The sequence below is a fragment of the Nocardia concava NBRC 100430 genome (genome assembly GCF_000308815.1).
Lineage (GTDB): Bacteria > Actinomycetota > Actinomycetes > Mycobacteriales > Mycobacteriaceae > Nocardia > Nocardia concava.
Genome location: NZ_BAFX01000014.1, coordinates 15,759 through 39,205 on the forward strand (window position 1 = coordinate 15,759; position 23,447 = coordinate 39,205).

24 protein-coding genes are annotated in these 23,447 nt (G+C 68.0%); 17 read left to right on the forward strand and 7 right to left on the reverse strand.

Annotated elements, in window-relative coordinates:
• Positions 1–92: 92 nt before the first annotated feature.
• Both ON43_RS03995 and ON43_RS04000 read left to right on the forward strand, forming a co-directional pair.
• Positions 93–1,676 (forward strand): acetyl-coenzyme A carboxylase carboxyl transferase subunits beta/alpha, encoded by a 1,584-nt coding sequence (locus tag ON43_RS03995; RefSeq protein ID WP_040803639.1) that lies wholly within the window; start codon positions 93–95, stop codon positions 1,674–1,676.
• 90 nt (positions 1,677–1,766) lie between these two features.
• On the forward strand, positions 1,767–2,624 hold the full coding sequence (locus ON43_RS04000; protein WP_218003201.1) for an aldo/keto reductase: 858 nt from the start codon (positions 1,767–1,769) through the stop codon (positions 2,622–2,624).
• Between the two features lie 13 nt (positions 2,625–2,637).
• Here ON43_RS04000 and ON43_RS04005 read toward each other — a convergent pair whose 3' ends face one another.
• A complete protein-coding gene (locus tag ON43_RS04005) occupies positions 2,638–3,768 on the reverse strand; it encodes an NAD(P)-binding domain-containing protein (protein ID WP_373283389.1) in 1,131 nt (376 codons plus the stop codon).
• An 83-nt stretch (positions 3,769–3,851) separates the two neighbouring features.
• Here ON43_RS04005 and ON43_RS04010 point away from each other — a divergent pair, with 83 nt between their 5' ends.
• The 4 genes from ON43_RS04010 to ON43_RS04030 all read left to right on the forward strand — a co-directional run bounded on the left by ON43_RS04010 (position 3,852) and on the right by ON43_RS04030 (position 8,539).
• Positions 3,852–4,577: an enoyl-CoA hydratase gene (locus ON43_RS04010; protein WP_040803642.1), complete on the forward strand. Its 726-nt coding sequence runs from the start codon at positions 3,852–3,854 to the stop codon at positions 4,575–4,577.
• Positions 4,578–4,618: 41 nt separating this feature from the next.
• The gene (locus ON43_RS04015) at positions 4,619–5,740 is read left to right on the forward strand and encodes an MBL fold metallo-hydrolase (RefSeq protein WP_040803753.1); all 1,122 of its coding nucleotides are present in this window, start codon (positions 4,619–4,621) and stop codon (positions 5,738–5,740) included.
• A gap of 36 nt (positions 5,741–5,776) precedes the next feature.
• Positions 5,777–6,085 carry an antitoxin gene (locus ON43_RS47010; RefSeq protein WP_063712480.1) on the forward strand — a complete coding sequence of 103 codons (309 nt, stop codon included), beginning with the start codon at positions 5,777–5,779 and terminating at the stop codon, positions 6,083–6,085.
• 138 nt (positions 6,086–6,223) lie between these two features.
• The gene (locus ON43_RS04030; protein ID WP_040803644.1) at positions 6,224–8,539 is read left to right on the forward strand and encodes an ATP-dependent DNA ligase; all 2,316 of its coding nucleotides are present in this window, start codon (positions 6,224–6,226) and stop codon (positions 8,537–8,539) included.
• A gap of 1 nt (position 8,540) precedes the next feature.
• Here ON43_RS04030 and ON43_RS04035 read toward each other — a convergent pair whose 3' ends face one another.
• A complete protein-coding gene (locus ON43_RS04035) occupies positions 8,541–9,188 on the reverse strand; it encodes a cysteine hydrolase family protein (protein ID WP_040803645.1) in 648 nt (215 codons plus the stop codon).
• Positions 9,189–9,250: 62 nt separating this feature from the next.
• Positions 9,251–10,252, reverse strand: coding sequence for an SDR family oxidoreductase (locus ON43_RS04040; RefSeq protein WP_040803647.1), 1,002 nt, complete (start codon positions 10,250–10,252; stop codon positions 9,251–9,253).
• A gap of 88 nt (positions 10,253–10,340) precedes the next feature.
• Between ON43_RS04040 and ON43_RS04045 the strand changes: the two genes are divergently transcribed.
• The 4 genes from ON43_RS04045 to ON43_RS04060 all read left to right on the forward strand — a co-directional run bounded on the left by ON43_RS04045 (position 10,341) and on the right by ON43_RS04060 (position 14,745).
• Positions 10,341–10,967, forward strand: coding sequence for a TetR/AcrR family transcriptional regulator (locus tag ON43_RS04045; RefSeq protein WP_040803649.1), 627 nt, complete (start codon positions 10,341–10,343; stop codon positions 10,965–10,967).
• 180 nt (positions 10,968–11,147) lie between these two features.
• On the forward strand, positions 11,148–13,187 hold the full coding sequence (locus ON43_RS04050; RefSeq protein ID WP_040803759.1) for an ABC transporter ATP-binding protein: 2,040 nt from the start codon (positions 11,148–11,150) through the stop codon (positions 13,185–13,187).
• Complete coding sequence (locus ON43_RS04055; RefSeq protein ID WP_040803652.1) at positions 13,184–13,948, forward strand: energy-coupling factor transporter transmembrane component T family protein; 765 nt, start codon at positions 13,184–13,186, stop codon at positions 13,946–13,948. The genes ON43_RS04050 and ON43_RS04055 overlap by 4 nt, the downstream gene beginning before the upstream one ends.
• A 164-nt stretch (positions 13,949–14,112) precedes the next feature.
• Positions 14,113–14,745: a DUF8020 domain-containing protein gene (locus tag ON43_RS04060; RefSeq protein ID WP_040803654.1), complete on the forward strand. Its 633-nt coding sequence runs from the start codon at positions 14,113–14,115 to the stop codon at positions 14,743–14,745.
• A 30-nt stretch (positions 14,746–14,775) separates the two neighbouring features.
• On the opposite strand, the gene ON43_RS04065 is transcribed toward ON43_RS04060, so the two are convergent.
• Positions 14,776–16,053: a lipase family protein gene (locus tag ON43_RS04065; RefSeq protein ID WP_083913152.1), complete on the reverse strand. Its 1,278-nt coding sequence runs from the start codon at positions 16,051–16,053 to the stop codon at positions 14,776–14,778.
• A 241-nt stretch (positions 16,054–16,294) separates the two neighbouring features.
• Here ON43_RS04065 and yczE point away from each other — a divergent pair, with 241 nt between their 5' ends.
• From yczE to ON43_RS04090, 5 genes are all read left to right on the forward strand, one after another.
• Entirely contained in the window at positions 16,295–16,936 is a 642-nt protein-coding gene (yczE, locus tag ON43_RS04070; protein WP_040803657.1) for a membrane protein YczE, read from the forward strand.
• Positions 16,937–17,023: 87 nt separating this feature from the next.
• The gene (locus tag ON43_RS04075; RefSeq protein WP_051177865.1) at positions 17,024–17,449 is read left to right on the forward strand and encodes a DUF4260 family protein; all 426 of its coding nucleotides are present in this window, start codon (positions 17,024–17,026) and stop codon (positions 17,447–17,449) included.
• Entirely contained in the window at positions 17,442–17,963 is a 522-nt protein-coding gene (locus ON43_RS04080) for a TetR/AcrR family transcriptional regulator (protein ID WP_040803660.1), read from the forward strand. Before ON43_RS04075 ends, ON43_RS04080 begins: the two co-directional genes overlap by 8 nt.
• Positions 17,964–18,051: 88 nt before the next feature.
• Positions 18,052–18,603 carry a carboxymuconolactone decarboxylase family protein gene (locus tag ON43_RS04085; protein ID WP_083913153.1) on the forward strand — a complete coding sequence of 184 codons (552 nt, stop codon included), beginning with the start codon at positions 18,052–18,054 and terminating at the stop codon, positions 18,601–18,603.
• Between the two features lie 9 nt (positions 18,604–18,612).
• On the forward strand, positions 18,613–18,891 hold the full coding sequence (locus ON43_RS04090; protein WP_040803663.1) for a hypothetical protein: 279 nt from the start codon (positions 18,613–18,615) through the stop codon (positions 18,889–18,891).
• A 49-nt stretch (positions 18,892–18,940) separates the two neighbouring features.
• On the opposite strand, the gene ON43_RS04095 is transcribed toward ON43_RS04090, so the two are convergent.
• On the reverse strand, positions 18,941–19,150 hold the full coding sequence (locus ON43_RS04095; protein WP_040803666.1) for a hypothetical protein: 210 nt from the start codon (positions 19,148–19,150) through the stop codon (positions 18,941–18,943).
• A 449-nt stretch (positions 19,151–19,599) separates the two neighbouring features.
• Between ON43_RS04095 and ON43_RS04105 the strand changes: the two genes are divergently transcribed.
• Positions 19,600–20,070 carry a hypothetical protein gene (locus ON43_RS04105; RefSeq protein WP_157513891.1) on the forward strand — a complete coding sequence of 157 codons (471 nt, stop codon included), beginning with the start codon at positions 19,600–19,602 and terminating at the stop codon, positions 20,068–20,070.
• On the opposite strand, the gene ON43_RS04110 is transcribed toward ON43_RS04105, so the two are convergent.
• On the reverse strand, positions 20,067–21,518 hold the full coding sequence (locus ON43_RS04110) for a flavin-containing monooxygenase (RefSeq protein WP_040803675.1): 1,452 nt from the start codon (positions 21,516–21,518) through the stop codon (positions 20,067–20,069). The genes ON43_RS04105 and ON43_RS04110 overlap by 4 nt on opposite strands.
• A gap of 96 nt (positions 21,519–21,614) precedes the next feature.
• On the opposite strand from ON43_RS04110, the gene ON43_RS04115 reads away from it, so the two are divergent.
• Positions 21,615–22,682 carry an AraC family transcriptional regulator gene (locus ON43_RS04115; protein ID WP_040803767.1) on the forward strand — a complete coding sequence of 356 codons (1,068 nt, stop codon included), beginning with the start codon at positions 21,615–21,617 and terminating at the stop codon, positions 22,680–22,682.
• Here the strand turns inward: ON43_RS04115 and ON43_RS04120 are convergent.
• On the reverse strand, positions 22,663–23,442 hold the full coding sequence (locus ON43_RS04120; RefSeq protein ID WP_040803678.1) for a phosphodiesterase: 780 nt from the start codon (positions 23,440–23,442) through the stop codon (positions 22,663–22,665). The genes ON43_RS04115 and ON43_RS04120 overlap by 20 nt on opposite strands.
• Positions 23,443–23,447: the final 5 nt, after the last annotated feature.

Consider the following 23,447-nt stretch of genomic DNA (forward strand, 5'->3'; position numbering starts at 1 on the left):
CCGGCGTGTTTTTGGCCGGGATCTCCGCCGTCGGGTGGATTCCGGCCAAAAGCCTGCCGGAATGACGGGACGTGGTCCATTACGCTCGCGCTGTGAAGATCTCGGCGCGGGAGTTGCTCGGGGAATTGCTGGATCCCGGTTCCTTTGTGAGCTGGGATCGTCCGCCCGTAAAGGTGGCGGCATCGCCCGAGTACCGACACGAGTTGCTGGCTGCCGCGGCAACGGCGGGCACCGATGAAGCGGTGCTCACCGGGGAGGGGTTGCTGCGCGGACGGCGGGTCGCCGTGATCGCGTGCGAATTCGCGTTTCTGGCAGGGTCGATCGGCGTCGCCGCGGCCGAGCGCATCGTGACGGCGGTGGAGCGCGCGACCGAGCTGGGTCTGCCGCTGCTCGCCTCGCCGACCTCCGGCGGTACCCGAATGCAGGAGGGCACAGTCGCTTTCGTGCAGATGGTGAAGGTCGCCGGGGCCATTGCCACGCACAAGGCGGCGGGGCACCCGTATCTGGTGTATCTGCGCGATCCGACCATGGGCGGGGTGTTCGCCTCGTGGGGATCGTTGGGGCACATGACTTTCGCCGAACCGGGCGCACTGGTCGGTTTCCTCGGGCCGCGGGTGTACAAGGCGCTCTACGGAAAACGGTTTCCCGACGGCGTGCAGACCGCCGAAAACCTTTACCGCAACGGCGTTATCGACGGTGTGGTGCCGGTGTCGGTGTACCGCCGGATCGTGCACCGCACGCTCACGGTGCTGTGTGACGGCCCCCTGCCCTTGCCCGAAAGGGAAAGCGACCCAACGCCACCCGCGTCCGGGCGCGGCTCGTTCCTGGCGGGTCCGCAGGAGCGCGGCGGACCGGCGGTGCGCGACACCGCCGAGGTGCACGCCTGGCAGACGGTGTTGATCTCCCGGCGCGGCGACCGCCCCGGCATTCGGGAACTGCTGCGCCATGTCACCGACCGGGTTCCCTTGTCCGGCACCGGACAAGGCGAGCTGGATCGCACGGTCGCGCACGCGCTGGCGCGCTTCCGCGGCCAGCCGTGCGTGGTCTTCGGTCACGATCGGGCCGGTCAGTCGCCCGAGCACACCATGGGTCCGGCGGCCCTGCGGGAGGCGCGCCGCAGCATGCATCTGGCCGCGGAGCTGCAGGTTCCGCTGGTACTGGTGATCGACACCGCGGGCGCGGCGCTCTCGCGCGAGGCGGAGGAACGCGGGCTGGCCCCCGAGATCGCGCGCTGCATAGCCGATCTGGTCACGCTGGACACGCCGACCATCTCGGTGCTGCTCGGGCAGGGCAGCGGCGGCGGCGCGCTGGCCCTGCTGCCCGCCGACCGGGTGCTGGCGGCCGCCAACGGCTGGCTGGCCCCGCTGCCGCCGGAGGGCGCCAGCGCGATCGTGTACCGCGATACCGGGCACGCGCCGAGAATGGCCGCCGCCCAGCGCATTCGCGCGGTGGATCTGGAGGCCGACGGCATCGTGGACCGCATCGTGCACGAGTATCCGGACGCCGCCGAGGAGCCGGTGGATTTCGCGCTGCGCATGGTGGAGGCGATCGCCGAGGAGCTGGCGGCGCTGACGGCGCGGTCCCGGCCGGAGTTGCTGGCCGCCCGCCATCGGCGCTATCGCCGCTTGGGGTTGGTCTCGGCGGTGCAGCCGGAATCGGACAAGTCGCGAAGCTGAGTATTAGCTGCTGCCGGATTGTCGCGGCGGGTGACTTGCGGACCAATCGGTCGGTTGACGGCACGGACCTGCGCTTCTAACTTCGGAATGGTGACTTATCGGTGCGAGACCAGCGACATTCCAGCGATCGTTCTCAGTGACGGCCAGGTCATGCCCAAACTGGGGTTCGGGGTGTACAAAGTCGTCGGCGACGAGGCGGTCGGCACCATTTCCACGGCCCTGGAGCTCGGCTACCGGAGCATCGACACCGCCTCGTTCTACGGCAACGAGGCGGAAGTGGGCCGGGCCATCCGGGAATCGGGTCTGCCGCGCGATGAGGTCTTCGTCACCACCAAGCTGTGGAACGCCGACCACGGGTACGACGCGGCCATGCGCGCCTTCGACGCCAGCCTGGAGCGACTGGGCCTGGACACCATCGATCTGTACCTGATCCACTGGCCGCTGCCGTCGGCCGACCTGTACGTCGACACCTTCCGGGCGCTGCAGGCGCTGAAACGGCAGGGCCGGGTGGTCTCGATCGGGGTCTCGAACTTCACCCAGCGGCATCTGGAGCGGGTGATCGGGGAGACCGGAGAAGTCCCGGCCATCAATCAGGTTGAGCTGCACCCGTATTACGCGCAGTCGGAGCTGCGGGCCTTCCATGCCGCGCACGGCATCGTGACCGAGGCGTGGAGCCCGCTGGGGCGCGGGGCCGAGTTCAACGATTCGGTCATCATCGCGCTGGCCGACAAGCTGGGCCGGACGCCCGCCCAGATCATCCTGCGCTGGCACATGCAGCTCGGGAACGTGGCCATCCCGAAGTCCATGACGCCCGCGCGCATGGCGGAGAATCTGGCGGTCTTCGATTTCGAGCTGACCGGGCGCGAGATGACGCAGATCGCGGGCATCGACAAGGGCGCCCGGCAGGGCGCGGATCCCGATGTCATGGATATGGGCGCGCCCGTCTGAACCCGGTCCGGTCTCAGCCCTCGTAGTGGGTGGGAATGCCCAGGAACGAGGTCAATTCGACGGCGGCGGCACGGCCCGCGCGGTTGGCGCCGATGGTGCTCGCGGACGGGCCGTAGCCGATCAGGTGAATGCGCGGATCGGCCTCGACCTGTGTGGCCAGCCGCCCACCCATCTTGATGCCGCCGCCCGGGCCGCGCAGGCGCAGCGGGGCGAGATGGTCGAGGGCGCTGCGGAATCCGGTGGCCCACAGGATGACGTCGGCGCGCTGGAAAGTGCCGTCGGCCCAGCGGATTCCCTCGGGTTCGATGCGCTCGAACATCGTCTTGCGGTCCAGCACCCCGCGCTCGCGCATGGCGGTGACCCGCGCGTCCTCGCGCAGGCCGGTCACCGAAACCACCGAACCGGGCGGAAGTCCGCGCCGCACACGGTCTTCCACCATCGCCACGGCCGCGCGCCCCTGCTCGGGCGCGAAAACCCCGTCGCGGAAGACGGGTTCGCGCCGGGTCACCCAGGTGGTGGTGGTCACCTGCGAAATCTCGTCCAGCAGTTGGATGGCCGTGATGCCGCCGCCCACGACGACCACGTGCTTGCCCGCGAATTCCGTTGCGGTGCGGTAGTCGTGGGCGTGCAGCTGCCGTCCCGCGAAGGACTCCGCACCCCGGTAATAAGGAATGAACGGCTTGTCCCAGGTGCCGGTGGCATTGACCAGTCCGCGCACCTTGAGGGTCTCGGTGGGCTTCAACTCCGCGTGCAGCAGTCCGTCGACGGCCTGGTTCGGGCAGGTGGCGGCGGTGGCGCGATCGCAGACCACGGTCACCGACACCGGCCGGTGCACCCGCAGGTCGAAGCGCTTCTCGTACAGCTCGAAGTAGTGCGGTACGGCCGTGGCGGCCTGCACGTTCTCCGAACCCTCGGGCAGCGTCTCCTCGAACGACATTCCGGGCAGGTCGTGGACCCGGTTGACGGTGCCCAAAGTCAGTGAGGGCCAGCGGAATTGCCATGCGCCGCCCGCCGCGGGGGAGTGGTCGACAATGAGGAAGTCGTGTTCGGGACGCAATCCGAGGCGCTGCAGGTGGTAGCCGACGGACAATCCGGCCTGCCCGGCGCCGATTACGAGGATGTCGACATCGGGTGTTGCGATCACGGACCCGACGGTACGCCCACTTAGAGTGGACCCCGGATCATGGGTTATGAAGCGCAGGTGAGGTGCACATGGGGAAGGGACACATGCTGGGAATCAGCCGCGATGGTGAGGTCGTCACCATCGAACTGCAGCGTCCGGAGCGCCGGAACGCCCTGAACAGCGAGATCATCGGCCAGTTGCGCGCCGCGCTCGAGGAGGCCGCCCAGTCGGCCCGGGTGATCGTGCTGACCGGTCAGGGCCCGCTGTTCAGCGCGGGCGCGGATCTGGACGGGGTCTATTCCGACAGCTTCCTCGACGGACTGCTCGGTATGTTGCGCACCATCGAGACGATCCCGGTCCCGGTGATCGCCGCGATCAACGGCGGCGCGCTCGGCGCGGGCGTCCAGCTAGCCCTGGCCTCGGACCTACGCGTGATGACCGACGACGCGTTCATCGCCATCCCCGCCGCGAAACTCGGTATCTCCGTTGACCGTTGGACCGTGCGGCGACTGTCGAACCTGATCGGCCCCGGACCGGCCCGCACCATTCTGCTGGGCGCGGAACGGGTCTCGGCCGCCGACGCCTATAACTTCGGCTTCGCCAACAAGATCGGCACCCTGGCCGACGCGCAGGCCTGGGCCAAGCAGATCGCCGAACTCGCGCCGCTGTCGCTGCGGCACATGAAGCTGGTCTTCAACGACGACGACACCCGCGGCCCCGATACCGCCGAGCAGACCGCGGCCCTGGACGCGGCGTGGCAGAGCGACGACGCGCAGGAGGCGCGCGCGGCGCGCCAGCAGAAACGGCCCGCGAAGTTCGAGGGCCGATGAACGGGCGGCGCGTGACCGTGAATTCGCGGAAACTGGTAGGTATGGCTGCGGGTGCATTCGGTATTTCCTGGTTGGTCCGGGCGGCGTGGGGCATTCCCTCCGCCATGGGCGCGTCCATTTCCGCCATCGCGCCGACCGCGCACGGGTCGGCGTCCTATCGCAACAAGCAGTTCCACAACACCGAGCCGAGCTCACAGCTCACCGGATCGCCGGTCGAGCTCATGTATCAGCTGGTCACCCAGCGCAACAACGGCCGCCCGCCGGGCGAGATCCCGCTGGTGACGCCCGAGTTGCCCAAGCAGGCCGCCGATCTCGCGGTCACCTGGTACGGGCACGCCACCTGCCTGGTGGAGGTGGACGGCTACCGGGTGCTGGCCGATCCGGTGTGGAGCGAACGGGTCTCGCCGTCGCCGCTGGTCGGCCCGGCCCGGCTGCATCCGGTGCCGTCGCCGCTGTCGGCGCTGCCGCCGCTGGACGCGGTGCTCATCTCGCACGACCACTACGACCACCTCGATCGCGACACCGTGATGGGCCTGGTGGACAGCCAGGACTGCGTGTTCATCGTGCCGATCGGCATCGGCGCGCATCTGCGGCACTGGGACGTGCCCGAGGCGCGCATCGTCGAATTGGATTGGGCCGCTTCGGTTTCGCTCTCGGAGCTGGAGCGCGACCGCGGTGACGGCACCGATCTGGTGATCACCTGCGCGGAGGCGCGGCACTTCTCGGGCCGCGGCCTGGTGCGCAACACCACGCTGTGGGCGTCCTGGTCCATCGCCGGTCCGACCCGGCGGGTCTACTTCGGCGGCGATACCGGCTACACCAAGGCGTTCGCGGAGGCGGGCGCGCGGCTGGGCCCGTTCGATCTGACGCTGCTGCCCATCGGGGCCTACGACCGGCACTGGCCGGACGTGCACATGAATCCAGAGGAGGCGGTGCGCGCCCACGCCGATCTGTGTGTCGGCGATCCGGGCTACGGGCTGCTGGTGCCGATCCACTGGGCCACCTTCAATCTGGCCTTCCACGGCTGGTCGGAGCCGGTACGCCGGCTGGTCGAGGCGGCCGGTGCGGCGGGGACACGCATCGCCGTGCCGAAGCCCGGAGAGCGGATCGACCCCATTGGCCTGCCACCACGGGAGACGTGGTGGGAAGATGTTCGCCAATAACTGGACCGAGATTGAAGGAGCACGGCTGTGGGTCTCATGGACACGCTCAAAGGCTTGGTCGGCAAGGGCAAAGAAGTGGCGGCCCAGAACGCCGAGAAGATCGAACAAGCCGTCGACAAGGCCGGAGAGGTAGTCAAGGGCAAGACCGGCGGGAAATTCGACTCCCAGATCGACAAGGGCGCGGAGGCGGTCAAGAACGCCATTCCGACCGACGGACCGGGCGAGGCCGCGGCCCCGGCGGAGGCGCCCGCCGAACCCGCACCCGCCGAGGCGGCGGCCGAACCCGCCCCGGAGCCGGAGGCGGCCCCGGCACCCGCTCCCGAGGGCGACAAGCCCGCGGAGTAGTCGTAGTACCGGTCGTTCGACGGGCCGTTCGGGTCACCGCTGCTGACCTGAACGGCCCGTTGGTTTTTCGGTTCATAGTCACAGTGTGGGTATTACCGGTTGCGGTGATTTGTCGGTGGCGGCACCTAGACTGCTGTTATGGGGTCCCGCAGGGATTTCGGGGGTATCGAGGTTGGGCTGACCAACCTCGACAAGGTGCTGTACCCGGCCGTCGGGACCACCAAAGGCGAGGTCATCGACTATTTCACGGCCATTGCCCCGGCCCTGCTGCCGCATATCGCGCAGCGGCCGGTGACGCGCAAGCGGTGGCCGAACGGGGTCGAGGAGCAGTCCTTCTTCGAGAAGAATCTGGCCGAGCACGCGCCGAAGTGGTTGGAGCGGAGAACCGTTCAACATTCCGACCGGCCGGTGGTCTATCCACTCATCGACAATGTGGCCGGAATGGCGTGGCTGGGGCAGCAGGCGGCGCTGGAACTGCATGTGCCGCAATGGCGTTTCGACGGGGCCGAGGTCGGGGACATCACCCGGCTGGTCTTCGATCTGGATCCCGGGCCGGGCGCCGGGCTGGCGCAGTGCGCGGAGGTGGCGCTGATCCTGCGCGATGTGGTGCGTGACGTGGGACTGGAGGCGTATCCGGTCACCAGCGGCTCCAAGGGAATTCACATCTACGTGCCATTGGATCGCCGGCTCGGGCCGAACGGTGCGTCGGCGGTGGCCAAGCAGGTGGCCACGAATCTGCAGCAGCTGCGGCCGGAACTGGTGACGGCCAACATGTCCAAGGCGGCGCGGGATCGAAAGGTGTTCCTGGACTGGAGCCAGAACAATCCGGCCAAGACCACCATCGCGCCGTACTCGCTGCGCGGGCGCGCCGAGCCGTGGGTGGCCGCACCGCGGGCGTGGGAGGAGATCGAGAAGCCGAAGCGGTTGCGGCACTTGCGGTTCGAGGAGGTGCTGCGGCGGTGGGAGGAGCAGGGGGATCTGCTCGAGGGGCTGGACGAGCCGCTGCCCGAGGCGGACGAGGCCGAGTCCGCCGATGCGGATGAGGAAGAATCCGAAGAGGTTCCGGACCGGCTCGACAAATACCGTTCGATGCGCGATGCCGGGCGCACGCCGGAGCCGGTGCCGTCGAGCCCGCCCGTCGCCGGGTCGGGGGACCGGTTCGTGGTGCAGGAGCATCACGCGCGGCGGCTGCACTGGGATGTGCGGCTGGAGCGGGACGGTGTGCTGGTGTCCTGGGCGGTGCCCAAGGGGCCGCCGACCGATACCGGCGAGAACCGGCTGGCCGTGCACACCGAGGATCACCCGATGGAGTACCTCACCTTCCACGGGACCATCCCCAAGGGTGAGTACGGCGGCGGGGAGATGACCATCTGGGATACCGGCACCTACGAGACCGAGAAGTGGCGCGACGACGAGGTCATCGTCTGGCTGCGCGGGGAGCGGCTCGACGGGCGGTACGCGCTGATCCAAACCAATGGCAATCAGTGGCTCATGCACTTGATGAAGGATCAGACGCCGCCCGGGGCGGAAGGCAATGGGGCGCCCGCTGTTTCGAAGCCGCGCACACCCGTGCCCATGCCGCACGGGCTGTCGCCCATGCTGGCCACGCCCGGTGATGTCACCACCCTCGATGCCGAGCACTGGGCGTTCGAGACCAAGTGGGACGGATTCCGGCTGATCGCCGAGATCGAGGACGGCGCGGTGACTTTGCACAGCCGCGCCGGGCATGTGGTCACCGGGAAATATCCGGGTCTGGCCGTGCTGGGTTCCGAACTATCCGGGCACAGTGCGGTTCTCGACGGGGAGGCGGTGGTCTTCGACGATCACGGCGGAGCCAATCTCGGTCTGCTGCGCGAGGATTCGAAGCGGGCGGTGTTCCTCGCCTTCGACGTGTTGTACCTGGACGGCACCTCGCTGGTCCGCAAGCGCTACGACGATCGGCGGCGGGTGCTGGAAGCCCTTGCCGGGAAGGCACGTTCGCTGATCGTGCCGCAACAGCTGAAGGGATCGGGCGCGGAAGCGTTGCGCTACAGCCAGGATCACGGCATGGAAGGTGTGGTCGCCAAGCGGCGCGATTCCATCTACCTACCCGGGCGGCGCGGCCAGTCCTGGATCAAGACCCGGAACTGGCGGACGCTGTCGGTGGTGGTCGGCGGCTATCGGCGTTCGGAGGTGCGGCAATTCGCCTCGCTGCTGGTCGGGGTGCCGCACGAGGGGGAGCTGTACTACCTCGGCCGGGTCGGCACCGGCTTCACCGAACAGGAGATGAGCGACCTCTTCGATCGCCTGCGCCGCCTGGAACGCAAGACCCAGCCCTTCGACAACGAACTCACCGCCGACGAGCGCAAGGACGCGGTCTGGGTGACGCCCAAGCTCACCGGCACGGTCCGCTTCATGAACTGGACCGAGACCGGACGCCTCTGGCATCCGGCCTGGATTCCCAGCTCCGACTGACCTATTCGGCCGTCTTCTCCAGCAGGGGCACGATGGTGTCGATGTCGGTGACCAGGGCGTGCCCCTGGAATTCGAATTCCTCCCAGGCGCGCTGCTTGCCGGGCTCGTCCTTGCCGCCGACCGCGTCGCTCACCACGACCGGCAGGAAGCCCAGATCGGTGGAGTGGGTGACGGTCGGCGCGATTCCGATCTCGAGCGCCACGCCGACGATGGCGTACGCCCCGATGCCGAGGTCGCGCAGCGTGGAGGCCAGCGGGGTGCCCTCGAAGGCGGACATCGAGGTCTTGTCGAACACCACCTCGCCGTCCTGCGGCCGCAGTTGCGGAACCAGCTCGAAGCCCGGGGTGTCGCGCTGCAGGATCGGAACCACCTGCTCCACGGAATCCGCGCCCTGCCAGTTCATCGCCATGCGCAGCGCGAACGTGCCCATGAGCCGCTTGGGAAGGAAGAAGTGGCGCAGGAAGATCACCGGATAGCCGCCGCGCCGGGCCGCGTCGACCACCTTCGCGACCCGCTCGGTGATCTGCGGCCCGTCATCCAGCTGACCCAGCACCCCGACCTGCATGTCGTACACGATCAGCGCCATCTTCTCCGGCGCGCACACATCCTCGAGCGTCTCCGGAATCGCCAGCCCGTTCCCGTGCCGCATATACCCTCCGCAATTTCCCTGTGCCCCACCTTCTTTCGAACCACCCTACCCTCGGGCACGGATCAGGCGGCACGGGATTTGGCGGGGCCCGGATCGGTGACCAGGCCGAACTCGATGAGTGCGGCGGCGGTGTCGAGCAGCGAGTTCGCGACGGGCCGCAGCTGCCAGCCCAGTTCCTGCTCCGCCTTCGCGGCGGTCAGGCGCTCCTCGCGGCCGAGGTAGCGGACGGCGGTGCGGGCGTCGGCATTGAAGCGGGCGCTGAGCCGGACCAGCCAGTCGGGCAGGACGCGGGTCGAGACCTTGTAGCGGCGGGCGAGGATCTGGGCCATCTCGGGGAAGGAGATCTCGTCCCCGGCGCAGATGTAGCGATTGCCCGCGGCCTCGGGGGTTTCCATGGCGAGGCGGTGGGCGACGGCCAGATCGCGGACGTCGACCGTCGCGAAGTTGAGGCGCGGGACGCCGGGCATGTCACCGGAGAGCAGGGCGCGGATGCCGTCCACGGAGGTGCCGGCCTCGGCGCGCAGGATCGGGCCGATGATCATGCCCGGATTGATCACGGCCACTTCGAGTTCCGGGTGCCGCGCCGCGAAATCCCAGGCCGCGCGCTCGGCGAGGGTCTTGGACTTCTCGTACGGCTCGCACAGAGCCGGGTCGGACCAGTCGGCCTCGGTGAGCAGGCGGCCGCGATTGCCGACCTGGACCGCGGCGACGGACGAGGTGATCACGACCCGCTCGACCCCGCTCGCGGCGGCCGCCCGCAGGACGCGCAGGGTGCCGTCGACGGCCGGGCGGACCAGTTCGTCCTCGTGCTCGGGCGTATCGGACGGGAACGGGGACGCGGTGTGCACCACGTAGCGGCAATCGCGGACCGCGTCCGCCCAGCCCGCGTCCGAGCTCAGGTCGGCTTCGACCAGCTCGACGCCGGGCAGGACGTCCGCCACCGCGGCGGCCCGCCGCACCGACCGCACGGTGCCGCGCACCCGGTAGCCGCGTTCGAGCAATTCCTGGATGACATGCCCCGCGACGAATCCGGAGGCGCCGGTGACGAGAACGAGATCGGACATGGGCCGTACCCCAATCTGAGCAGTGTTTAGAATCTAAACAATGTATAGATTGCGAGGTCGTGGGTCGTCAACCCTTTACGCTCATCCCATGCCGCCCAAGGACCGCTATCACCACGGAGACCTCCGCGAGGAACTACTGCGCGCCTCCCTGCAGCTGATCGAGTCCGAGGGCCTGGCCGCCGTCAGCCTCCGCAAGGTCGCCCGCGAGGCGGGCGTCAGCCCCGGCGCCCCCTACCACCACTTCGCCGACCGCGCCGCCCTGATGTCGGCCCTCGCCGCCCGCGGCTTCGAAATCCTCGGCGCCGCAATGACTTCCGCCCGCGAATCCGCCCCCACCCCCCGCGCCGCCCTGATCGCCATGGCCACCGGCTACGTAGACTTCGCCCGCGACCACCCCGCCTACTTCCGAATCATGTTCCGCCCCGAGCTCTCCCAGCCCGAAAAACACCCCGCCACCGAAGCCGCGGGCGACGCCGCCTTCGCCGTCCTCGAATCCACCGTCACCGAGGCCGTGACCTCCGGCTTCCTCCCCGCCACCGACGCCGAAACCCTCGCCCTGGCCTGGTGGTCCCTCGCCCACGGCATGGCCTCCCTGACCGTCGACGGCAAATTCGCCCTCCGAGCCACCCAATCCGGCACCACCCCCGAAGCCCTCACCGCCCGGATAACCCAAATCTTCGCCGACCTCATCGACACTCGGGGCGCGTCCGGCTGACCCGCGCACGGCCGGGCAGGGTTGTGATCATCGTGCTCCGACTCTGTGGAGATGTTGAGAGGTGGCGGTGGGTAAGGGGTCGGACACGGCAGACTGGAAGGCGTGACCGATTCGTACCGGATTCGCGGTGGCCTGGCTGCGGGACTTGGCGGGCCCAGCGCCGGGAGTTCCGAGGTAGCGCTGCCCAAGGGGGCGTTGCGGCCCATCGAGCTGGCGACGGGGGCCGTGCTGGGCGGGGCGACCGTGGGGCTGGTGACCGTGGGGTCGCTGGTGCCGTTCGCCGCGGCGTTGCAGTTGGTGGCGGCGGTGCCGATGGGGTTGCTGGCGCACAGGTATCGGTTCCGGACGCAGCTGGCGACCGCCATCGCGGCGACGCTGGTGACGTTCGTGGCGGCGGGCCTGCTGGCGGCGGAGAACCTGGTCGGGGTGGCGATCATCGGCGGAATCGTCGGGACGGTGAAGCGGCGGCGGGGTGGATTGCCCGCGGTGGTGGTGTTGTCGGCACTGGCCGGGACCATCATGGCGGCGTTGACGGTCGGGTTGCTGCTGGTGTTCGCGCGGTCGCGGCACCTGCTGTTCGACGCTATCCGCAACAGTGCGAAAGGCCTGGAAAACATTGCGGCGCGGCAGTCTTCGCTGGAACCGCTGGGGCGGGCGGTTGCCGATTTCACCGATACGGTGCTGCACTGGTGGTGGGCGTTCGTGGGCGGCGGCATCATCGCGGCGATGGTGGTCAGCGGCATCGTGTCGTGGTTCGTGCTCGGGTCGGTACTGGACCGCCTGACCTGGCTGCCGGGCCGCAATGACCTGCTCGACGCGCCCGAGGACGACCGTCCCGTATCGCCACTGCCGGTCACCTTGCGGGACGTGGCTTTCCGCTATCAGGGTGCGCGCGCCGACGCGCTGTCCGGCATCGATCTGACCGTCGACATCGGCGAATTCGTCGCGATCGTCGGCCACAACGGATCCGGAAAGTCCACGCTCACCAGGATTCTCGCGGGCCGCCCGCCCACCGGCGGCACCGTCACCCGCCCGGGCGCGGCGGGACTCGGTGTGCGCGGCGGCACCGCCATGGTGCTGCAGCGCCCGGAGAGTCAGACCCTCGGCGTGCTCGTGGCCGATGACGTGGTGTGGGGTCTGCCCACCGACTACGCGGCCGAGGTCGATATCGAGGGCCTGTTGGCCGAGGTCGGGCTGGCCGGAATGGGCGGACGCGAGACCGCGACCCTGTCCGGCGGCCAGCAGCAGCGACTGGCCGTGGCCGCCGCCCTGGCCCGGCAGCCCACGCTGCTCATCGCCGACGAGGCGACCTCGATGATCGATCCGGAAGGCCGCCGCGAACTGGTAGCGCTGCTCGCTGCCCTGCCCCGACGCCATCCGATGGCGGTTGTACTGGTCACCCACCACGAGGCCGACGCGGCCGCCGCCGACCGCGTGGTCCATCTGGCTGGCGGTCGTGCCGTCGAGCATCTGCCCGCCTGGCCACGCCCGATGAGCGATCCGCGGCAGCGCCCCATGGGCGAGACCATCCTTGAATTGCGCGGCGTCGGACACACTTACAACCGAGGCACCCCGTGGGAGGCGCCCGCCCTGCACGACATCGACCTCGACGTGCGCCGCGGCGAGGCCCTGCTCATCGTGGGTGGCAACGGCTCCGGCAAGTCGACGCTGGCCTGGATCATGGCGGGGCTCACCCAACCCTCCACGGGCAGTTGCGATCTGCACGAATTCACCCGGACCCGTCCGGTGCACAAGCGAATCGGGGCCGTACAGCTGGCTTTTCAGCATTCCCGGCTGCAGTTGCAGCGGCAGACCGTCGGTGAGGAGATCGAGGATTGGGGCGGCCGCGGCACCTACGCGGTCGCCAAGGCCCTCGACGCCGTCGGCCTGGATCGGGCGCTGGCCTCGCGTTCCATCGAGGAACTCAGCGGCGGTCAGGCCAAACGCGTGGTGCTGGCGGCGATCGTCGCGAGCCATCCGCAGGTGGTGGTGCTGGACGAGCCGTTGGCCGGACTGGATCCGGAGGGCCGCGCCGGTGTCGTGGATCTGCTTGCCCGACTACGGAATTCGGGCCTGACCCTGATCGTCATCTCGCACGACGTGGCCGATATGGAAGCCGTCTGCGACCGCACCGTCCATCTGCGCGACGGGCGTCTGGTCGAAAACGATTCCGCCGCAGCCGCGTTCGAGTCCCACGATGTCAGCGGAGGCGTCCGATGAGCAGTGTCGTTCTCCGCGAGGTCCCGGTCGACAGCCCGGTGCATCGACTCTGGGCCGGTACCAAGATGATCGGCGTCTTCGTCGTCAGCGTGCTGCTCATGTTCATTCCGTCCTGGGCGCTGCTCGGGGTGGCGTTCGTCTTCCTGGCGGCGGTGTTCGTGCTGGCGAAGCTGCCGCTGGGCACCCTGCCGCGCTTCCCGTGGCTGGTGTGGGTCGGCATCGCGATCGGCGCGGCCATCAACGTGCCGGTCGGTACGTCGGCGCTGCTGCAATACGCGCGGGTCGTGCTCTTCGGATTCCTGTTGCTCGGCGCATCGTTCCTGGTCGCCTGGACCACGCCGATGGGCGAGATCGCGCCCGCGCTGGCCAAACTCGGCGCGCCATTGAAGAAGATCGGCTGGACCCGCGGCGGTGTCCGGCACACCGTCCCGGTCGACGAGTGGGCCGTGGTGGTGGCGCTGACCCTGCGCGGCCTGCCGCTGCTGCTCGAGGAAATGCGGGTGCTGCGTGCCGCGCGCAAACTGCGGCCCAAGGATTCGCTGCTGCACCGGGCCTCGGACAATCCGCTGGTCGACATTCTGACCGCGAGCATGGCGGTGTCGAGCCGGCGCGCGGGCGAACTCGGCGAGGCCATCACGACGCGCGGCGGCACCGGCGAATTGACCGCCCGCCCTGGCAAACCCGGACGCGGTGATGCGGTTGCGCTATTGGTGATGGCTTTGGTGTGCGGGGTCGGCATCGCGGTCGAACTGGTCTTTTAACGACACTCGAGCCGAAAATTATTCGGGGTGTCGGTGTCGCGCGTTACCGTAAGGCGCTGTAGAACGCGTTGCTGAACGCAACACGGCTCGCGGATTCGACAAGGGGGAATTCTCAGTACTGAGCCGCGTGTTGCCACGAACACCTGATGAAGATTGGACAACCCATGTTGCTGCGTAAGATCACCGCGGTCGCCGCGCCGGTCGTCACCGCTGTCGCCATCGCCGGAGCCGGTGTGGCGCACGCGGATTCGGCGGTGCCGGATATCGGCTACCAGACCCAGCTGGTCGGCAATTCCGTCGTCACCACCCTCACCAACGGCAGCTTCGAGCTGGCCGGCGGATCGGTGAACGTCAAGGACGCCGCGGGCGACGTCGTGCTCAGCCTGCCGCTGGCCTTCGAACAGGACGGCCTGAGCTACCCGCTGCCCGGCAATGTCAGCGCGGACGGCGGCACCCTGAGCCTGACCGCGGTCAAGGATGTCGCCGCGGCCACGCCGGTGCTGCACCCGGTGGCCTCGCTGTCCGAGAACCAGCTGGCCATGCAGAACTTCACCAGCCAGTTCGGCATCGCCACGGCCATCGGCAGTTTCGTCGGCCTGGCCATCGGCGCCGCGGTCGGCGCCATCGGATTCCTCGGCGGCGCCTTCGGTCTGGCGACGGTTCCGGTCGCGGCGGGCATCGGCGCGATCATCGGCACCCTGGTGGTCGGCGGTCCGGCTCTGCTCATCGCCGGTGTCGACCTGATCAGCACCCTGACGGCCACGCCGGGCACCACCAAGTGGGCCAACCCCAACTGATCCCGAGACGTCGGGTGCGCCGTGCTGGGTTCAGCGCACGGTGCACCCGGCAACCACGGGCGCGCCCGCGAAGCGGTCCGACAGAAAGTTCATGGCCCCCAATGCTTCTCCGAGGGCCGCGGGGTTGTGGCCGGGAATCGTGGAGTGCACGGCGGTGAGGGTGGCGCCGAGCGCGCAGTAGCGGTCGACGAGGGCGCTGAAGCCCGCCGACGGGATCACGTCGTCGGCATTGCTGTGGTACAGGTACAGCGGCACGTCCGGGGCCCAACCGCCCAGCTCCTGGTGGTTGGTGGCGGTCCGGAACGGCTGGCTGTCGAGAATGCCCGGGTCGGTGGCGAAGTCGTCCACGTGCCGGAAGAACTGGTGCACCACCAGGTCGCCGCCGCAGGAGGTGGCCTCCTGGGCCATGACCGCGTGCCCGGTGTCATTGAGCGCATCGGCGAGGCCGGACCCGGAATCATTGCGCGCCAAGGCGATCAGGATGAGCACCGCGAGCCCGGCCTGATAGGTGCCGTCGACGCCGCGCGCGATGGCGGGGATATCGGTGGGCACGCCGCCGGAGGTCACCCCCGCGAACCAGAGTTCGGGTGCGTAGCTCTCCCGTATCTGCATGGCCCACAGGGTCGCGAACGCGCCGCCCGAGTAACCCCACGCACCGAGCGGGCTGTTGTCGGTGATGCCCAGGGGTGCAAAGGATTTGGCGGCGCGGACGCCGTCCAGTACGGCCCGTCCGGAGTTCACGCCGTCGAAGAACCGGGATTGCGGGCCCTCGTAGTCGGACACCACCACGGCCCAGCCTCGGCGTAGCGCCTCGGCCAGGAAGGGGATGTCGAGCAGAGTGGTGGCGATCGAGAAGTCGCGGCCGCCGCGCAGCGCGAACGAGGGCGCGCATCGGGTTCCGAGGCTGTCCTCGGCGATCTGATACGACAGCAGCGGTCGGTCGCCCGGGCCGGTCCAGGGAGTCAGGGGTTCCATCACGGTCGCCATGTCGGCGACGGCTTCGCCTGCGGAGTCGGTGGTCCGGTACTGCACCTGCCAGCCCGCCACCGGGAGCGGGAGTCCGAACACCGCGATGGGTCGCGAGTTGAGGATTGCCCCATTTGCGAACTCCCCCAAGGAGATCGGTGTCGCATAGAACGGATCGTCATCCGGATAGGGGATGTCGGCGCGGGTGCCGGGGATCGCTATCGCCGCCGCCAAAACCGCGACGGCCCCGATGAGTCCGATCCGCCACCATCGTCGAAATCCGTGTGAATGCCCCGACATTCGCCGCGCGCGTGCCCCGATATATGCGTCATCCCGCCGCATAACGCCCTCCAGCGTCAATCACCCGACGCTCCAGACCACGGACTCGCACTTCGCGCCGATAAGAACGCCGGCGCATCGGAGAACCAAAAGTACTGCCGGGTCGTTCCGCGGTCAACGACGTTCCGCGCGTCGCGACCCGGCGTTTCGCGGTTTCTAGTACAAAACAATATATCCAGCTGAAAGGCCAGTAATTGGCAACTGGATCTATCTATTGCATGCCAGTCACTGCCATGCTCGGGCAATGCTGTTGCGCCGCCTCATCGCTCTGTATGCCGGACTCTGGTTGTACGGCTTCTCCATGGCCGTCATGATTCGCGCCGCCCTCGGCCTCGACCCGTGGGATGCGTTCCATCAGGGCGTGGCCGATCAGCTGCCGTTGAGTTTCGGCACGATCGTGGCGATCACCGGTGCCGTGGTGCTGCTGGCCTGGATTCCCTTGCGGCAGTGGCCCGGTCTGGGCACGGTCAGCAATGTGGTGGTCATCGGCGTCTCGGTGGATGCAGGGCTCTGGCTGCTGCCGGAGCTGCACGCGCTGCCGGTGCGGATCGGGGCGATGGGCGCGGCCGTGGTGCTGAACGCGGTGGCGACGGTGCTCTACATCGGCGCGGGCATGGGGCCGGGGCCGCGCGATGGCCTGATGACTGGCCTGGTTCGGCGAACCGGCAAACCGGTCTGGGTCATTCGCACCGGGATCGAGGCGACGGTGCTGTCGATCGGCTGGATCCTCGGCGGCAGCGTGGGTGTGGGCACGGTGCTGTACGCGTTCGGCATCGGGCCGCTGATCCAGCTCATGATCCCGTACGTCGATCGCTACCTGCCCGGCTTTCGCGAGGACGAGCCCGCCGCGGTGAGCGAGCCCGCGGCCGAGTCGATGGCGGCCTGAATCGACCCGGGGTTGACAGGCTAACGGCATTAGCCTTAACGTAGTGGCTAACAACGTTAGCCGCTGCTAGAAGCCCCGGAGGGTCCGATGACCGCCATCGCCGCCAACCTGCCGACCGCCACCGATCACCGTCTCCCCGCCACCCTCCGCAAGGCCGCGTGGATCACCTGGGCACTGTTCCTCGCGGCCTTCGCCATCCTCGAGGGCGTCAACCACGGCACCGGCTCCTGGCTGGCCCTGGTCGCCGGCCTCATCGCCCCCGACCTCACCTTCTTCGCGGCGATCGGCGCGAAAGACCCTGTGCAGCAGGGCCAACTGCCCCGCCAGGCGGTCCCCTTCTACAACACCGCCCACCGCACCTGGATCCCCCTGGCCCTCGCCATCGCGTACTCCTTTGGTGCCCTGGAACTCCCGGCCCTCTTCACCTTCCTGCTGGCCTGGATGCTGCACATCGCCATCGACCGCATCGCCGGCTACGGCCTGCGTACCCCGGACGGCTTCCTCCGTGCCTGACCCCACCGAAACGCTCACCGAGCGGCAGCGGCAGATCGCCGCCGCCGCTCGCGCGCTGTTGGACGACCAGGGCCCCGAAGCCCTCACCATGCGAAATGTGGCCGAGGCCTTGGGAATCAAGGCACCGTCCCTCTACAAACACGTCCCGGACAAGACCGCCCTCGAAACCCTGGTGGTAGCAGACGCTTTCGCGGAGATGGCCGAAGCCTTGGAAACAGCTTCCGCACAAGGCCTTACCGCCATCGCAAAGGCCTACCGCGACTACGCCCTCGCACACCCCCACATCTACCGCCTCATGAACTACCGCCCCCTCCGCCGAGACCTCCTTCCCCCGGGATTGGAAGAGCGCACGGCCCAACCCCTTCTCGCAGCGGTAGGCGGCGACCCTGCCCAGGCTCGAGCCCTCTGGGCCTTCGCCCACGGCATGGTCAGCCTGGAGATCGACGGCCGATTTCCACCCGACGCCGACCTCTCCGCCGCCTGGCAAGCCGGCCTCGAATCCTTCGCCGAGTAGACATCCATCCCCGGAATCGGATGCAGTCCCTCGTGCAAAACCGCTGAAGCGCAACGCATTAGGTGGCGCAGGGTGGTAGGACGGACGCATGTCGAGAGTCGCGCCGGTCGAGGCACCGTATTCAGAAGCATTGCAAGAGCGGTTCGGGCAGGTGTTACCGCCGAATGTGGAGCCGCCGGTGTTGTATCGGATTGTGGCCCGAAATGAGTCGTTGTTCTTGAATCTGGTGGACAACGGGACGCTGGGCGCCACTGGACTGTTCGATCGTGGGACGCTGGGTCAGCGCTTGCGAGAGTTGCTGATACTGCGAACTTGTCATGCGGCGACGAACGACTACGAGTGGAATCTCCATGTGGGGATCGGACTGTCGGCACTCATGGGTCTGAGCGTCGAGGAGATCGCGGATACGCGTGAAGAAAAGCCCGCCGTCGAAACCTGGTCACCGGCCGAGCTTCTCGCGATGGAGCTGGCTGACGCACTGGTCCGGCGGATCGCAGTGGAGGAGACACTGTTCGAGCGGCTCCGAGAGCACTTCGACGAGCCGACCCTGATCGAGATGACCCAGCTGATCGGCTGGTACACCACCGTGGCTATGCAGGTGGCACTCACGCGCCCCACCCTCGATCGATATCGCCTCTAGGCTGGGTTGATGCGTTCCAGAGCGGAGGAACTCGACAAGGCTCCGTCCAGCGGTTTCGACCCGGTGGGTACGGTCGAGCTGCAATTGAGCCTCATCGGTGCCAGCGACATCCACGCCTCGATCGACGAGATCGCCCACGCCGCAGCGACCCTCGGCGCCGACCACTTCTACGTCACCAACTCGCTGGGCCGATCCATCACCGCAGTGGCCTACCGCCGCCGCCCAGCCCCTCGCCGCTGGTTCCGTCACCGCGTGAGCAACAAGATCAAGGAGCTCTCAGCGCGGTAATCCGCACAAAAATTCGCACTGAGAGCTCCCTGATCTTGAAGCTGGGCCGCTATCGAATCGGCCAGCCGGGCTTTCCGTCGACCCAGACTTCGGGGGCGGCGAGTTCGTGGCGTTCGATTCGCTGCCACAGGCCGGCGGGGCTGACTCGGTGGAGTCGGCACATGGTGGTGGTGTCGGCGTAGAGGATGGTCGGCTCGGGCCAGTGGAAGGGGACGGGACCGCAACCGGCGGATACGTCGGGTCGCCATCGTTGGATCATCGGGAGCGGCCAACCCGGCCAGCGGCCGATAGATATGACGGGCGCGGGAACCCAGATCGGACCATGCAGCCGCCAGCTGAAGGCGTTCGTATGGCTGATCCACCTCGCGGGCGAATTGCTGCAACCCGAGATAGCACCGGACTCCGACGTCGTAGCGGATTCGGGGGACGGGCGCCGCTTCCGATACCCCGGTCATCGAGTCCTCATCTCGTATGGCGCATCCGGTGGAATGATCCAGCGCGCGAAGGTTTGGTGTGGCTCGATGGTGATCAGGTCGGCTACCTCGATCAGTGCATAGGGCAGCGCGCCGTCGAAATGGGGGAGGCCGCCCCGAAGATTTCTCCTGCTCTGCTGGATCTTGTGCAGCGGGCATCTGCGGTCTGAGGCGGCTCGTCGACACGCGGTCCGGGTGGTGTGGCTATTTCCTGGTGATCGCTGACGATGGGGATATGAGCGAGGATGAGGAGTGGTTGGCGGCGCATACGGGGCCGGAGGAGCGGGCTGCTTGGGTGCGGCAGGACAGGCTTATGTATGGGGGGTTGATTGCTATTGGGACGGTTATTGTTCAGGCGTTTTTGACCGCGTCGTCGATGGGGGTGGCGGCGATGATCGCGGTTATCGCCTGGGCGGTGGCGTTGCCGCATTTGGGGGTGATGGTGCTGGTGGAGGATTGGCCGGTGCCGGCGGGCTATCCGCGGTTGGGGATTTTGACGTCGGTGGCGAAATCATTGGGGTTGGGTGGGGCTTGTGTGGGGGTGGTGGCGGCGTTCTGGCATGTGTCATGGATTGCGGGAGTGGTGATTCTGGCGAGCGGGACGGGGGCGTTTTCGGCGCTGACCAGTTATCAATCCCGGGTGATGCTGCATTTCAACCCCGAGACCGGTGAGTTCGAGGGTGGGAAGGCGGAGTCGGGGGGTTAGCCGATCCGGGTGAAGGTGTAGTCGGGGAGGTGGAGTTTGCGGGTGCGGCGGCGGTAGCTGCGGGTGGTGCCGGGCCAGTTGTTGGTGATGCGGCCGGAGGGGGTGCGGTACCAGCTGGTGCAGAAGTTCCAGGGGGTTCGGGCGAGTCGGGATTGGAGGGAGTCGTTGAAGGCTTGTTCGGCGTCGGGGCGGACTTCGAGGTAGGTGCCGGGGCGTTCGGCGAGGAGTTGGGTGGCGTGGCGGATGTAGCGGGCCTGGGATTCGAGCATGTAGATGATGGAGCCGACGCCCAGGTTGGTGTTGGGGCCGTAGAGCATGAACATATTGGGGAATTCGGGGACCGTGATGCCGAGGTAGGCGTGGGCGCCGCCGTCCCAGACGTCGGCGAGGTTGCGGCCGCCGCGGCCGCGAATCTTCATGGGCCACAGGAATTCCGTGCCCTTGAATCCGGTGCCGTAGATGATGACGTCCGCGGGATGCAGCACGCCGTCGGCGGTGCGGACGCCCTCGGGGACGATCTCGGCGATGGCGGTGGTCTCGACCTCGACATTGGGTTCGCACAGAGCCGGATAGAAGTCGTTGGAGAACAGCCCGCGCTTGCAGCCGATGGGGTAGTCGGGGGTGAGTTTGGCGCGCAGCACCGGATCGGTGACCTGCTCCTCGAGATGGTTCTCGGCGATCCGCGAGACCATGCGCACGATGCCCGGAAATTCCACCAGCCCAAGCGCCACGAATTCGGCGATGAGCCACCACGAGAACCGTTCCGCCACCGGCATTCCCGGAATCTCGATGAGAATCCGCTGATGCACCGGCTTGTAATCGGTGTCGAATTTGGGCAGCACCCACGGCGCGGTGCGCTGGAAGACGGTCAGCGCGGCCACCTTCGGCTGGATCTCGGGCACGTACTGGATGGCGCTGGCCCCGGTGCCGATGCAGGCCACCCGTTTTCCGTCCAGCTTCACATCGTGATCCCACAGCGCGGAATGGAACGATTCCCCGGCGAAGCGCTCGATGCCGGGAATCGCCGGCAGGGCCGGTCGCGACAGCTGCCCGACCGCCGACACCAGAATGTCGGCGGTGCGCGCCACACCGTCGGCGGTCAGCACCGTCCATTGACCGGTCGACTCGTCGAATTCCGCCTCGGTCACCTCCGCCCCGAACACGATGGCGTCGAACAGGTCGTGCCGCCGCGCGACCTCGCGCATGTACTCCCAGATGTCCTCGCGCAGCGAATATCGCTGCCGCCATTTCGGTTTGGGCTCGTGCGCGAAGGAGTACAGCGGTGACGGCACATCGCAGGCTGCCCCGGGATAGGTGTTCTCCCGCCACACTCCGCCCAGGTCGGCGGCCTTCTCGAGGATGGTGAACTCGTGGAAGCCATTGCGCTGCAATTCGATCGCCATGGCGAGCCCGCCGAATCCCGCACCGATGATGATGACCGACGGCATTGTGGTGCTCCTCACATTGGACGTCCCTTCTCACTGTAGGAGCGGGCGTCCGATTTAGTGGGCGACCTGATCGAGAATTTCGGCCATAATCGGATGATGAGCACGGTGCAGGAGCCGGGAATCAGGGATTGGGACTTCCCACGCGGCGTGGCGAGCGTCGCGCTCATGGTGCGATTCGCGCGCGAGCAGGGGGTGCCGACGGCGCGCATGCTGCAGGGCAGCGGTCTCACCGAGAAGCAGCTGGCGGACCCGGACGCGCAGATCGACGCGCACACCGAGCTGGCGGTGATCCGGAATCTGGTGCGGGAGTTGAATACGCGGCCCAGCCTGGGCCTCGAGGTGGGGCGGCGATACCGGATCTCCACCTTCGGCATCTTCGGATTCGCCTGCGTCAGCAGCCCCACCCTGGGCGAGGCCATCTCCTTCGCGCTGCGCTATCTGGAACTGAGCTTCACCTTCTGCATCCCGGCGGCCCGCTTTCAGCCGGGTGAGTTCGTGGCCCGCATCCACGACGAGCGGGTGCCCGCCGATGTCCGCCGCTTCCTGGTGGAACGCGATGTGACGGCCATGCACCAGGTGCTGGCGGACCTGCTCGGCCACCCGGTCGACCTGCTGCGCGCCGACTTCGACTTCCCGGCCCCGCAGAATCTCGACCTTTACACCGAAATCTACGGCCTCCGACCGCATTTCGATCAACCGCACACCACCTTCACCCTGGACCCGGCGATGCTGGACCAGCCGCTGCCCCAGGCCAACGAGCACACCTGGGCCATGTGCCTGGCGCAATGCCGGGACCTGGTCTCGCGCCGCCGCGCCCGCACCGGCATCGCGGCCGAGGTGCGCGGCCGCCTGGTCCCGCGCGGCGGGCTGGACGGTTTCGCGGTGCCGCCCGGAATCGATTCCGTGGCAAGGGATCTCAATATGAGCACCCGCACGCTGCGGCGCCACCTGGACGCCGCGGGCACCAGCTACCGGCAGCTGCTGGACGAGGTGCGCCGCGCGCTCGCGGAGGAAATGCTCACCGCCACACCGCTATCGGTCAGCGATGTGGCGATCCGATTGGGCTACGCCGAGGCGTCCACATTCATCCACGCCTTCAAGCGCTGGACCGGCACAACCCCGTCGGTCTACCGGCGGGGTGTGGTCACTCCGTCGGTTCGCTGAGCCAGCCGCCCATCCCGACGGGCCGGAACATGGACAGCAGCCCGGTGTCGGTGATCGAGTGGAACACCAGCGACGGGTCCGGCGCGAAGTCGATCGGCACGTGTCCCGGTGCGGCCGTTTCCCATTCGCATCCGATGGTGGAGGACACGCTGGGCGCGACGATCAGCGGCTTGCCCGCGAACTGCGTCATGAGCCCGGCGTGCACGTGCCCGGTGAGGACGGCGGCGATGCGCGCGTCGTCCGCCACGATCTCGGCCAGCCGTTCGGGATTGGTGAGGCGGATCGGATCCACCACCGTGGACTGCACCGGCATCGGCGGATGGTGCATGGCGATGAGCACGGTGTCGTCGGCGGCGGTCTGCGCGAGCGCGTCCTCGAGGAACGCGTAGGTCTGGTCTTCCAAGCGGCCTTCGGGCTTGCCGGGAATGCTGGAGTCCAGCAGCACCACGGTCACGCCGTCGCCGCGGTGCACATTGTTGATGGGCTCGTAGCCCGGGTCCCGGCCGAACAGCACCTGCCGCATATTGCCGCGATCGTCGTGATTGCCGGGCAGCACCAGCACGGGAACGTCGGCGACCAGCGCCGCGCGCGCCTGCTGATACTCCTCGACCTCGCCCTCGTCGGCGATATCGCCGGTGACGAGGATCAGATCCGGTCGCTGCGGCAGCTCGGCGAGAAACGCCATGACCCTTTCGACGCGTTCGACATTGCGTGCGCCCATATTGAAATGGGTGTCACTGAGCTGAGCCAGCAGAACCATCGGCG